11 protein-coding genes and 1 tRNA gene are annotated in these 11,938 nt (G+C 67.5%); 8 read left to right on the forward strand and 4 right to left on the reverse strand.

Annotation, left to right across the window (positions count from 1 at the left end; genetic code table 11):
- Window positions 1-26: 26 nt before the first annotated feature.
- Window positions 27-1,139 carry a helix-turn-helix transcriptional regulator gene (locus tag OG801_RS25115; RefSeq protein WP_355018303.1) on the reverse strand — a complete coding sequence of 371 codons (1,113 nt, stop codon included), beginning with the start codon at window positions 1,137-1,139 and terminating at the stop codon, window positions 27-29.
- Between the two features lie 123 nt (window positions 1,140-1,262).
- Here OG801_RS25115 and OG801_RS25120 point away from each other — a divergent pair, with 123 nt between their 5' ends.
- On the forward strand, window positions 1,263-2,396 hold the full coding sequence (locus OG801_RS25120; RefSeq protein ID WP_355018304.1) for an NAD(P)/FAD-dependent oxidoreductase: 1,134 nt from the start codon (window positions 1,263-1,265) through the stop codon (window positions 2,394-2,396).
- 205 nt (window positions 2,397-2,601) lie between these two features.
- Window positions 2,602-4,071 (forward strand): pyruvate kinase, encoded by a 1,470-nt coding sequence (pyk, locus tag OG801_RS25125; RefSeq protein WP_355232074.1) that lies wholly within the window; start codon window positions 2,602-2,604, stop codon window positions 4,069-4,071.
- A 77-nt stretch (window positions 4,072-4,148) separates the two neighbouring features.
- On the opposite strand, the gene OG801_RS25130 is transcribed toward pyk, so the two are convergent.
- Window positions 4,149-4,224, reverse strand: a tRNA-Leu gene (locus tag OG801_RS25130).
- Window positions 4,225-4,389: 165 nt separating this feature from the next.
- Between OG801_RS25130 and OG801_RS25135 the strand changes: the two genes are divergently transcribed.
- The 5 genes from OG801_RS25135 (at window position 4,390) to OG801_RS25155 (ending at window position 9,166) form a co-directional block, all read left to right on the forward strand.
- Window positions 4,390-4,929, forward strand: coding sequence for an ANTAR domain-containing response regulator (locus tag OG801_RS25135; protein ID WP_406029389.1), 540 nt, complete (start codon window positions 4,390-4,392; stop codon window positions 4,927-4,929).
- A gap of 167 nt (window positions 4,930-5,096) precedes the next feature.
- Complete coding sequence (locus tag OG801_RS25140) at window positions 5,097-6,437, forward strand: ABC transporter permease subunit (protein WP_355018307.1); 1,341 nt, start codon at window positions 5,097-5,099, stop codon at window positions 6,435-6,437.
- An 8-nt stretch (window positions 6,438-6,445) separates the two neighbouring features.
- Window positions 6,446-7,438, forward strand: coding sequence for a branched-chain amino acid ABC transporter permease (locus tag OG801_RS25145; RefSeq protein WP_355018308.1), 993 nt, complete (start codon window positions 6,446-6,448; stop codon window positions 7,436-7,438).
- Between the two features lies 1 nt (window position 7,439).
- Window positions 7,440-8,390 (forward strand): ABC transporter ATP-binding protein, encoded by a 951-nt coding sequence (locus OG801_RS25150; protein WP_406031816.1) that lies wholly within the window; start codon window positions 7,440-7,442, stop codon window positions 8,388-8,390.
- On the forward strand, window positions 8,387-9,166 hold the full coding sequence (locus OG801_RS25155) for an ABC transporter ATP-binding protein (protein WP_378680199.1): 780 nt from the start codon (window positions 8,387-8,389) through the stop codon (window positions 9,164-9,166). The genes OG801_RS25150 and OG801_RS25155 overlap by 4 nt, the downstream gene beginning before the upstream one ends.
- Before the next feature lie 64 nt (window positions 9,167-9,230).
- On the opposite strand, the gene OG801_RS25160 is transcribed toward OG801_RS25155, so the two are convergent.
- Window positions 9,231-9,803, reverse strand: a complete 573-nt coding sequence (locus OG801_RS25160; RefSeq protein ID WP_406031817.1) for a GNAT family N-acetyltransferase — start codon at window positions 9,801-9,803, stop codon at window positions 9,231-9,233.
- 327 nt (window positions 9,804-10,130) lie between these two features.
- Between OG801_RS25160 and OG801_RS25165 the strand changes: the two genes are divergently transcribed.
- Window positions 10,131-11,375, forward strand: coding sequence for an ABC transporter substrate-binding protein (locus OG801_RS25165; protein ID WP_355018312.1), 1,245 nt, complete (start codon window positions 10,131-10,133; stop codon window positions 11,373-11,375).
- 56 nt (window positions 11,376-11,431) lie between these two features.
- Here the strand turns inward: OG801_RS25165 and OG801_RS25170 are convergent, their stop codons facing one another.
- Window positions 11,432-11,902 (reverse strand): hotdog fold thioesterase, encoded by a 471-nt coding sequence (locus tag OG801_RS25170; protein ID WP_355018313.1) that lies wholly within the window; start codon window positions 11,900-11,902, stop codon window positions 11,432-11,434.
- Window positions 11,903-11,938 lie beyond the last annotated feature (36 nt).

The following is an 11,938-nucleotide window of genomic DNA, read 5'->3' on the forward strand; positions in this document are numbered from 1 at the left end:
ACCGACGGGCGCGAGGGAGCGCGCAGTCAGGGGCGCGACTGGTAGCCGTGCCAGCCTTCGGGTGCGTGCTCCAGTGGCTGCCAGCGGGGAATGTAGTGCTCGAGAAATACCTGCCCGAGCAGCGCTCCTCGTGACCGCACACCCGTCTTCTCGAAGATCGCCTTGAGGTGGTCCTGGACCGTGTACGCCGACAGGTGCAGCCGCGCGGCGATCTCCTTGGTGGTGAGGCCGGCGATGCACATGCGGGTCACGTCCACCTCGCGCGGAGTCAGTCCGTAGGCGAGAGCAACGAGCGGCGCGACCTCGGAGGGCGAGGCCTGCTGGATGACCACCACGGTCCGGCCGTCACCGCCGCTGAGCCGACTGCCGTAGAGCAGGAGCCAGGTGCCGTCGGCGGCTCGCAGGCGGGCGCGTGCCGCCGTCTCGAGGGGGTCGCCGTCCGTCGCCTTGCGGGCTCGAGCGGCCACGGCCTGGAGGACCTTGGATTCCCCGGGCGTGTCGGGTGGCGGGTTCTCGGTCATGAGGCCGATCCACTGCTCGGCCGCGGGTGTCAGTGACTCGACCCTGCCGTCGGCGTCGAAGGTCACCACCCCGGGGCCGACCGAGCCAGCCATCGTCTCGGCCGCGATGGTGCTCACCAGCGCGCGACGTGCGGCGACGGCGATGACGGCGGAGAGGCCGGCGAGCAGGGCGACGTCCTCGTCGGCGAACCAGGCACGGCCATCGTCGCGGAGCAGCCCGACGGCGGCCCAGTAGCCATCCCCGTCAACCATGCTTCCCCGGAGCTCGTCTCCGATGCCGAAGTCACGTTGTGAGCGATGGCGTGCGCTGCGCGTCAACGTGCCGTGGGTGGCTTGGCTCGTGGAGCCGGCCAGTCGGCCGGAGCGTGCGAGGAAGCTCCACTTGTTGACGTCCTCGACGACGTACTCGAACTCCGCGAGCCACGACCCGCTGCAGCTCACCTCGCGGTTGACGCTGCCGGTCAGCAAGACCGTGCCCGGATCGACCGTGTGCCAGCAGGACCGGTCGAAGTCGATGGCTCGACCGAGGAGCTGGTCGGCCGCGGCCACATAGTCGGTCCAGGCCAGTCCGTCACGGGCGAGGCCGTGCAGCTGGTCGGCGAGCCTGTCGGCGTCCATGGCTCCACGATAGGCCCGCAGCACCAGATGAACAGCCCAGAAATCTGGGAGTTACCTCCGCGTCCAGGGGGCTGATGGTGGAGGCATGGACGACATCACTCCCGAACCGATCACTGGCCTGACATGCACCCCCGACAGGTCGTGATCATCGGCGCTGGGACTTCGGGCCTCTCAGCCGCGGTGGCGCTTGCCGACCGCGGCGTCCGGCCGCTGGTGGTCGACCGGGCCGACCAGGTCGGCTCCTCGTGGCGCAGTCGCTACGACCGGCTCTGCCTGAACACCGGACGGCAGTTCTCGCACCTGCCGAAGCGCCCGTACCCCAAGGGAACACCGACGTACCCCACCCGCGACCAGGTGATCGCCCATCTCGAGCAGCACGCGACGGACGGCGGCATCGAGCTGCGGTTGGGCTGCTCGACCGAGCGGATCGAGCGGAGCAGGGACGGCTGGCGGATCATCACCTCCGGCGGTGTCTTCGAGGCTCCCCAGGTCGTCATGGCGACGGGCTACGACCATGAGCCCTTCTTGCCCGAATGGCCCGGTCGCGAGTCGTGGATCGGTGACCTGGTGCACTCCTCGCGCTACGCCAACCCCGCTGCCTTCGTCGGGCGCACGGTCCTCGTCGTCGGCTCCGGCAGCTCTGGCCTCGAGCTCGCCTTCGACCTGGCCACCGGCGGCGCGGCCAAGGTCTGGCTCGCCGTACGAACACCGCCGAACATCATGCTGCGCGAAGGTCCGCTGGGCCTGCCCGGCGACGTGATCGCGATCCCTCTCCACAACTCGCCCGTCCGGATCGCGGATGCCATCGCCCGCTTCGGACGCCGACTCGCCATCGGCGACCTGAGCGAGTTCGGGCTCCCCGCACCCGAAGAGGGGATCTTCGCCCGGAGTGAGCGGCTCGGGGTCGCTCCTGCGATCGTCGACCGTGAGGTCATCACCGCCATCCGTGACCGTGCCTTCGATGTCGTCGGCGCAGTCGATTCGCTGACCAGTGACACCGTGCACCTGGTCGACGGCAGCACCATCCGCCCCGACGCCCTCGTCTGTGCGACCGGCTTCAGACGCGGGCTGGCGAAGGTGGTCGGCCACCTCGGCGTGCTCGACGAGCAGGGCCGTCCCACAGCCACCGGCAAGGTGGCCGCCGAACCCGGGCTGCGCTTCATCGGCTTCGTCCCACGTGCCGCACAGATCGGGTACGCCGCCAAACAAGCCAGACACGCCGCCAAGGCAATCGCCAAGGAACTTCGGGCTCGCTGATCGACACTACTGTTCGCGATCACCTACCACCGGCCCGGCGCCGCTCCTACACACTTGTGGCGAGGAGTTTGTCGCACACGTGCATTGCCGGGGCCTGCGGCGACGGGCTAGCCGCCGGTGGCGGCGTAAACATTGAACGAACGGCCTGATCAGGACGTGGTCCGAGTGCTGGTTTGAACGATCCAGAGGGGTAGTCTGGGCTCCCGTGAGAAGAGCGAAGATCGTCTGCACCCTGGGACCCGCCGTCGGGACGGAGCGTCGCATCCGCGAGCTCGTCTACGCAGGCATGGACGTCGCCCGGATGAACATGAGCCACGGGTCCCACGACGACCACTCCAGCAACTACGCGCTGGTGCGGGAGGCGGCCGCCGCGAGCGGGCACAGCGTCGGCATCTTCGCCGACCTGCAGGGGCCCAAGATCCGGCTGGAGCGGTTCAAGGAAGGCTCCGCGACGCTGCGACGCGGCCAGGCCTGGACGATCACCACGCGCGACGTGCAGGGTGACGACGAGATCTGCGGGACGACGTACAAGGGCCTTCCCGGTGACGTGAAGGTCGGTGACCCGATCCTGATCGACGACGGCAAGCTGCGCCTGCGGGTCACCGCGGTCGACGACACCGAGGTCCACACCGAGGTGCTGGTCGGCGGGCCGGTCTCCAACAACAAGGGCATCAACCTGCCCGGCGTCGCCGTCTCCGTGCCGGCCCTGTCCGAGAAGGACGAGGAGGACCTCCGGTTCGCGCTCAAGCTCGGCGTCGACATGATCGCGCTCAGCTTCGTGCGCAACGCGAGGGACTACGAGGACGTCCGCAAGATCATGGACGAGGAGGGGCGCGTCGTCCCGGTCATCGCCAAGATCGAGAAGCCGCAGGCGATCGACAACCTCGACGAGGTCATCGCCGCTTTCGACATGTTCATGGTCGCCCGTGGCGACCTCGGCGTGGAGTGCCCGCTCGAGGAGGTGCCGTTCCTGCAGAAGCGGATCATCGAGCTGGCCCGCCTCAACGCCAAGCCGGTCATCGTCGCCACCCAGATGCTCGACTCGATGATCTCCAACCCGGCGCCCACCCGCGCCGAGGCGAACGACGTCGCCAACGCCGTCCTCGACGGTGCCGACGCGGTGATGCTCTCCGCCGAGACGAGCGTGGGGGACTATCCGATCCACACCGTCGAGACGATGGCCCGCATCATCGCCGCCACCGAGCGCCACGCCCTCTCCTCGGAGAGCAGCCGCGCCGCCGAGCTCAGCCCCATCGACTGGGACCCGCACACCCGCTCCGGCGTGATCGCCAAGGCCGCCGCCGAGGTCGCCGACCGGGTCGGCGCGAAATACCTGGTCGCCTTCACCACCTCCGGTGACTCCGCCCGCCGCCTCTCCCGGCTGCGCGGCGCGATCCCGTTGCTCGCCTTCACCCCCTCCGATGCCGTACGCAGCCAGCTCGCGCTCAGCTGGGGCACCGAGACCTTCCGCACCGACGAGGTCGAGCACACCGACGAGATGGTCCGCCAGGTCGACGAGAACCTGCTCAAGCTCGGCCGTGTCGAGGAGGGCGACCTCGTCGTCATCATCGCCGGCTCGCCTCCCGGCATCCCCGGCTCCACCAACGCCCTGCGCATCCACCGCATCGGCGACGCGATCAACGAGGTCGCGCCCGCCTACGAGCGCAAGAGCTAGTCGAGACGACCTGCGGACCGAGGCCGTGGAGCGCTGTACGCACCTGGTGCGGATCGCGCTCCACGGCCTCTGGTCTGTGGTGCCCCGGGTCGGATTCGAACCGACACTGTATGTGGTTTGAGCACATCGTCTCTGCCGTTGGACTACCGGGGCATCTCGGCCGGTCAAAACCTACATGAGCGCAGAGGGCAAGATCACCTCGGGACATGGTTGCTCATGGCCTAGTCTGTGCTCGTGACGGAGAGCAACCCCAGCAGCACCCCGGAGAGCCAGGCGCGGCGTACGGTCGTCATCGCGGAGGACGAGGTCCTGATCAGGATGGACCTCAAGGAGATGCTCACCGAGGAGGGTTACCACGTCGTCGGTGAGGCGGGAGACGGCAAGGCCGCGATCGAGCTCGCCACCGAGCACAGACCCGACCTGGTGATCCTCGACGTGAAGATGCCGGTGCTCGACGGGATCGCGGCGGCGGAGGCGATCGCGCGCGACCGGATCGCGCCGGTGGTCATGCTGACCGCGTTCTCCCAGCGTGACCTGGTGGAGCGGGCCCGAGACGCGGGTGCGATGGCCTACCTGGTCAAGCCGTTCAACATCACCGACCTGGTGCCAGCGATCGAGCTGGCGGTGAGCCGTTTCCAGGAGCTCGCCCAGCTCGAGCGGGAGGTCGCCGGTCTGACCGACCGGCTGGAGACCCGCAAGGCGGTCGACCGGGCCAAGGGGATCCTGCAGGAGGGTCTGACGCTGAGCGAGCCCGACGCTTTCCGGTGGATTCAGAAGACCGCGATGGACCTGCGGCTGTCGATGCGCCAGGTCGCCGAGGGCGTCATCGAGCACGGCGTGAGTGGGCCACGTACCTGAATCCGTGTAAACGGCGTGTCACAGATCGGTTGCGGTCTCAGATGAGGGTCAACCTGTGGCTTGTTCGTGGGTGATCTCGGCCTAGACTGCCCGCGCGGATCCGGCCGACCAGCGTATTCAGCTGGTGTCAGGGTCCGTCTTTAGGACACACAGGCAGGAGTACCCACGTGCGCAAGCGGCTCTACAGAGTCCTCGTCGCGCTCATCGGTGCGCTGATGGTGCTGTTGGTTGGGAGCCCGGGTGCCGCACAGGCAACCGAGACCCCACCGCCGGACGCCACCGCGATCCAGGTGACGCTTCAGGACGAGGCCAACAAGGATGCCCAAGGCAATCCGAAACCGATCCCGGGAGTGACCCTCGAGGTCAGCAAGGACGGCGAGAAGGCCGGTGAGGGCGTCACCGACGACCAGGGCGTGGCGATCATCGTCGTCGATGAGCTCGGGAAGTACACCGTGACCCTCGACGAGAAGACGCTCCCGGAAGGGACGATCCTCGACGAGAACACCAAGGGTGAAGCCACCGTCCAGGTACGTTTCCAGGGCCCCAACAACCGGGCGATCTTCCCGATCGGTGTCACCGCCGGTGAGGAGTCCAACTTTGGCAAGGACCTCGCACAGAACCTGCGTGCGGGCCTTGTGTTCTCACTGGTCCTGTGCCTGGCTGCCCTCGGGTTCTCGCTGATCTTCGGCACGACCGGCCTGTCCAACTTCGCCCACGGTGAGATGCTCACCTTCGGTGCGTTGATGGCTTGGACCTTCGACCAGGTCTTCAAGACCGGCGCCCTGGCCTCGGTCTCGGTGCTCCTCGCCGGCATCATCGCGGTCCTCCTCGGTGGCCTGGCTGGCTTCGCGCAGGAGAAGATCCTGTGGGGCCCGCTGCGCCGGCGCGGCACCGGCCTGATCGCGATGATGATCGTCTCGATCGGCCTGGCGATCTTCCTGCGCTACCTGTTCCAGTACTTCTACGGCTCCTCGACCCGGTCGCTGTCGCAGTACAACGGCCAGCAGCGCGAGCAGCACTGGTACTACCTCGGTCTCTCGCTCGCCGACCGCGAGGTGGTCATCGTGCTGGTCGCGATCATCACGATCACCGCGGTCTGCCTGTGGCTGGCCAAGAGCCGGATGGGCAAGGCGATGCGCGCGGTCTCGGACAACCCGGCACTGGCCGCGTCCTCCGGCCTCCGGGTCGACGGCGTCATCACCAACGCGTGGGTGATCGGTGGCGCGCTGACCGCGCTGTCCGGTGTGCTCTACGCGATGCAGCTGCAGGTCAACAGCTTCATGGGCATGCGGATCCTGCTGGTCATCCTCGCCGCGGTCACCCTCGGTGGTCTCGGCACGATCTGGGGCGCTCTCGTCGGCTCGCTGGTGATCGGGCTCGTCTACGAGCTCGGGCCGCTGTTCGGCGTGCCCGCCTCGATCAAGGAGATCGGCCCGCTGCTGATCATGATCGTGATCCTGCTGGTGCGGCCCCAGGGCATCCTGGGTCGTAAAGAGCGGCTCGGGTAGGAGAGACAATGGATATTCTCGACATTCTCCGGGCAGCGTTGCAGCAGGCACTCGGCCCGCAGGCAATCGTCTTCGCCCTGGCCGCCATAGGCCTCAACATCCACTTCGGCTACACCGGGCTGCTCAACTTCGGCCAGGCCGGGTTCGTCGCGGTGGGCGCCTATGGTCTGGCCGTCTCCGTGGTCACCTACGGGGCACCGTTCTGGCTCGGTATCGTCATGGCGATCGTGGCCCCGCTGCTGCTCGCCGTGGTCCTGGGTGTGCCGACGCTGCGTCTGCGTGCCGACTATCTGGCTATCGTCACCATCGCCGCGGCGGAGGTGCTGCGGTTCGTCTTCGGCTCGGTGGAGATGAAGGACACCTTCGGTGGCTCCAACGGGCTCAACGGCTACGCCAGGCCGTTTCAGGAGGCCAACCCCTACAGCAGCGGCATCGACCTGGGGTTCATCTCCTTCGGGCGCGGCGACCTGTGGTCGCTGACCGTCGGCTGGACCCTGGTCGCGCTGTGCTGCCTGCTGGTGTGGGCGCTGATGCGCAGCCCGTGGGGCCGTGTGCTCCGCTCGATCCGTGAGGACGAGGACGCGGTCCGCTCGCTGGGCAAGAACGTGTTCGCGTACAAGATGCAGGCGCTCGCTCTCGGTGGTGTCATCGGTGGTCTGGGCGGCATGTTCCTGGCGCTCAAGCAGGCCTCGGTCGTGCCGAGCGACTACTCCACGCTGATGACGTTCTACGCCTTCGCCGCTCTGCTCCTCGGCGGCGCGGGCCGGGTGATGGGCCCGGTCATCGGCTCGGTCCTGTTCTGGTTCCTGATCGCGGGGCTAGGCTCGTTCTTCAGCCAGTCGGCAGGTAAGGGCGGATGGATCCCGACGGTGATCATGACCGACACCCAGGCCAGTGTGATCCGCTACATCATGCTGGGGCTGGCCATCATGCTGCTGATGATCTTCCGTCCCCAGGGGATCATCGGCGACCGTAGGGAGATCGCGATCGATGGACGCTGACATGACTGACCAGACGAGCACCGAGACGAACGACGTGGCGAGCAAGACCGGGCCCGCGGGCCTGGTCGGGGCGAGCACGGAGCCGGGCAGCAAGAAGTCCGACCCGATCATCGTCGCCGACCACATCACGCGTACGTTCGGAGGACTCACCGCCGTCGACGTCGACCACGTCGAGATCCAGCGTGGTGCGATCACCGCGCTGATCGGCCCCAACGGAGCCGGGAAGACGACGTTCTTCAACCTGCTGACCGGCTTCGACCAGCCCAACACCGGCTCGTGGAGCCTGGAGGGCAAGTCGCTCAAGGGCGTCGCGCCCTACAAGGTCGCCCGCCTCGGGATGGTGCGCACCTTCCAGCTCACCAAGGTGCTGGCCAAGCTCTCCGTGATCGAGAACATGCGCCTGGGCGCCACGGGACAGAAGGGTGAGCGGATCTGGGCCGCGCCGTTCAAGTTCCTCTGGGGCAACCAGGAGGACGAGGTCACCGCGAAGGCCGACGACCTGCTGGCCCGGTTCCTGCTGGACAAGAAGCGCGAGGACTTCGCCGGCTCGCTCTCCGGCGGTCAGCGCAAGCTGCTCGAGATGGCCCGCGCGCTCATGGTCGACCCTGAGGTCGTCATGCTCGACGAGCCGATGGCGGGGGTGAACCCAGCTTTGAAGCAGTCGTTGCTGGGTCACGTGAAGTCGCTGCGCGATGAGGGCCGCACGGTCCTCTTCGTGGAGCACGACATGGACATGGTCCGCGACATCTCCGACTGGGTCATCGTGATGGCCCAGGGCAAGATCGTCGCTGAGGGCACTCCTGATTCGGTCATGGCCGACCAGCGTGTCATCGATGCCTATCTCGGGGCCCACCACGACACCGACCTGAGCGAGCTCGACGAAGAGGTCCTCGAGGCAGAGGTCGAGGCAGAGCTCGAGGGCGAGATCGTCGAAGAGGAGGACTCGAAGTGACTTCCACCGATGCGGAGAAGTTCCGCGAGCAGCATCTGAGCGAGGCCGATGGTGCGGTGCTCCGCGCCGACGGGCTCATCGCCGGCTACCTTCCCGGGGTCAACATCCTCAACGACACCGACCTCTACTGCCAGCCCGGCGAGCTGGTCGGCATCATCGGCCCCAACGGTGCCGGCAAGTCGACCCTGCTCAAGGCGCTGTTCGGCCTGGTGAAGATCCACGAGGGCACGGTCAAGCTGAACGGTGAGGACATCACCGGCAAGCGTGCTGACGAGCTGGTCTCGCGGGGTATCGGGTTCGTCCCGCAGAACAACAACGTGTTCCCGAGCCTGACCATCGAGGAGAACCTCGAGATGGGCTGCTACCAGGCCCCGAAGAAGTTCGCTGAGCGGTTCGAGTTCGTCACCGGGATCTTCCCTGCCCTCGGTGAGCGCCGCAAGCAGCGTGCCGGTGGCCTCTCCGGTGGTGAGCGTCAGATGGTCGCGATGGGCCGGGCGCTGATGATGGAGCCGTCGGTCCTGCTGCTCGACGAGCCCTCCGCGGGCCTCTCGCCGGTCATGCAGGACGAGGTCTTCGTGCAGACTCGCAAGATCAACCAGGCGGGTGTCTCGGTCGTGATGGTCGAGCAGAACGCCCGCCGCTGCCTGCAGATCTGCGACCGCGGGTACGTGCTCGACCAGGGCCGCAACGCCTACACGGGCGCTGGGCGCGAGCTCGCCGACGACCCCAAGGTGATCGAGCTCTACCTCGGCACCCTGGGTGCCAAGGAGGACTGAGGGCGTACGTCTTGATACGGCCGGGCCCCGGAGCATGCTGCTCCGGGGCCCGGCTCGTTCGTGCTCAGGCGACGGTGTGCGAGCGTCGCTGGGAGCGCCGGGCGGCGAGCAGCTCGCCGACGGCGCTGGACTGCTTCGGGCCGCGCTGCAGACGGGCGTGGTGGGGCAGGGCCCGGCCCAGGACGGTGAGCCGGGAGCGTACGACCGCGGTCGGGGCCACCCGCATGACGGCCTGGGCGCCGAGGCCGATCCTGGCGAGGAACCGGTTGCCGTCACGGCCACCGGCGGCTGCCGCGGCCGCGATCGTCCTGACCCCGCGCTCCTCGGCGAAGGCGACGGCCGACTCCATCAGCATCCGGCCCACGCCCCGGCGGCGGAAGCTGGGAACGACATGGGGCGCGAAGATCTGCACCGTCGGCTCCAGGTTGAGTGGACCGAAGGTGGTCGCGCGTACGTAGACCGCCCCGACGGGCTCGCTGCCGCACTCGGCGACCAAGAGGCGCTGGTCGGGGGAGGCGTCGGCGGCACGGATGATCGTCTCCAGGTCGCTCAGCTGGTCCTGGGCGTCCGCCATCCGCAGCGAGTCCTGCCAGATGCCGAGGAGGAAGAGCGCGTCATCGGCTCGTGCCTCTCGCATCGTCACCGGCACCCTCATCGAGTCCGTCCTCCGAGAGTGCCGTGCGTACAGATGATCACAATTCCTCCACGATCGTGGCTGTTCCTGGGCGGAATCGGGTTTCCCGAGTGATTATTGGTCACCACGGCGCCGATATTACGGAGCCGATGATGGCGGCAACCCAGGCAATGATGCCATGGGGGAGATGTAACGGATTGGTGAAAAGACAGGTCCCTCGGGTGATTCACCCTCCGAGCGTCTCTAATGTGTCTCCGCAAGGTCCGACGTGAGTCGGGCCAGCCCATACGAAAGAGGGACTAAGCAGTGAACTCATCATCCTCTACCTGGATGAAGCTGACCGCAGGCGCCGGCGCCTTGGCGCTCAGCTTCACCCTCGCCGCCTGCGGCGGCGAGACCGCTTCCGAGGAGCCGGAGAAGAAGGCCGCCGCCAAGGGCGACGGCACTCTCACCATCGGGCAGCTTCTCCCGCAGACCGGCAGCCTCGCGTTCCTCGGCCCGCCCGAGTTCGCCGGTTCCGACCTGGCGATCCAGGACATCAACGCCGCCGGTGGTGTGCTCGGCAAGGACGTCGTGTCCGTCGTAGCAGACTCCGGTGACACCACCTCCGCGATCGCCCCGACCGAGGCCGACAAGCTCATCGACGCCAAGTCCGACGTCATCGTCGGCACCGCGTCCTCGGGCGTGTCGATGACCGTGATCGACAAGATCATGTCGTCGGGCACCGTGATGTTCTCCCCGGCGAACACCTCGACCGAGTTCGACGAGGGCGACTTCGCCAAGGCGGACCTCTACTTCCGCACGGCTCCGTCCGACATCCTGCAGGGCGCCGTCATGGCCAACCTGCTGCTCGAGGACAAGCGCACCAACGTGGCGATCCTGGCCCGCCAGGACGCCTACGGCGAGACGCTCGCCGAGGAGATCAAGGCCAACCTCGAGGGTGCCGGCTCCAAGGTCGCCACCACGGCGTTCTACTCCGAGGACGCCACCTCGTTCGACGCCCAGATCAACGAGGTCGCCGGCTCGGGTGCCGACGCGGTCGTCGTCGTGGCCTTCGAGGAGACCAAGAAGCTCATCCCGCAGCTCATCGCCGCGGGTGCCGGTCCGGCCAAGCTGCCGACGTACTTCGTCGACGGCAACCTGTCGGACTACTCCAAGGACTTCACCAAGGGTGAGCTCAAGGGTGTCAAGGGCACCCTCCCGGGCGCCGAGACCACTGGTGACTTCAAGGAGCAGCTGCTGAAGGTCGACCCGAAGCTGGCCGACTACTCCTACGCTGCCGAGTCCTACGACGCGACCATCGTCTCCGCGCTGGCCGCGGTGAAGGCTGACAGCGACGCTGGCGAGGCCATCGCCGAGGAGATCGTCGACATCACCACCGGTGGTGAGAAGTGCGAGACGTACGCCGACTGCCTCGCGCTCGTCGAGGACGGCAAGGACATCGACTACGACGGCAAGTCCGGTCCGATCGAGCTCGGCGAGACCGGTAGCCCGACGGCCGCGTCCATCGGTATCTACCAGTACAACGACAAGGCGACCTACGCCCCCGTCAAGTACATCGCTGGGGAAGTCTGATCCACCCAGTGAAGGGCCCCGGAGCGACACGCTCCGGGGCCCTTCGACGTAGGTGCCTACATCGAGATCCGGTCGGCGTCGATGAGCGAGCAGGTGATCCGCGAGGTGCAGACCCGCTTGCCGCGCTCGTCGGTGATCACGACCTCGTAGGCCGCTGAGCTGCGGCCGAGATGGATGGCTGTCGCGGTGCCGGTGACGATGCCGGAGGTCGCGGAGCGGTGGTGGGTGGCGTTGATGTCGACGCCGACGGCAAGCTTGCCCATGGACGCGGCGTGCATGCCGGAGCCGGTGGACCCGAGCGTCTCGGCGAGCGCGACCGAGGCGCCGCCGTGCAGCAGCCCGTAGGGCTGGGTGTTGCCCTCGACCGGCATGGTGCCGACGACCTTCTCGGCGGAGATCTCCAGGATCTTGACGCCCATCTTGTCGTTGAGGCCGCCCATGCCGTGGGGGAGCGAGGCGAAGAACGTCTCGCCCGCGGTCTTGTCGCTCGGCGAGACGGTCTGGTCGGTGGTCGATGCATCGGTCATGGATGCATCGTCGCATGTGCCGTACGGGGTCGGCGC

Source organism: Nocardioides sp. NBC_00163 (assembly GCF_045206295.1).
In the GTDB taxonomy this organism is placed as follows: domain Bacteria; phylum Actinomycetota; class Actinomycetes; order Propionibacteriales; family Nocardioidaceae; genus Nocardioides.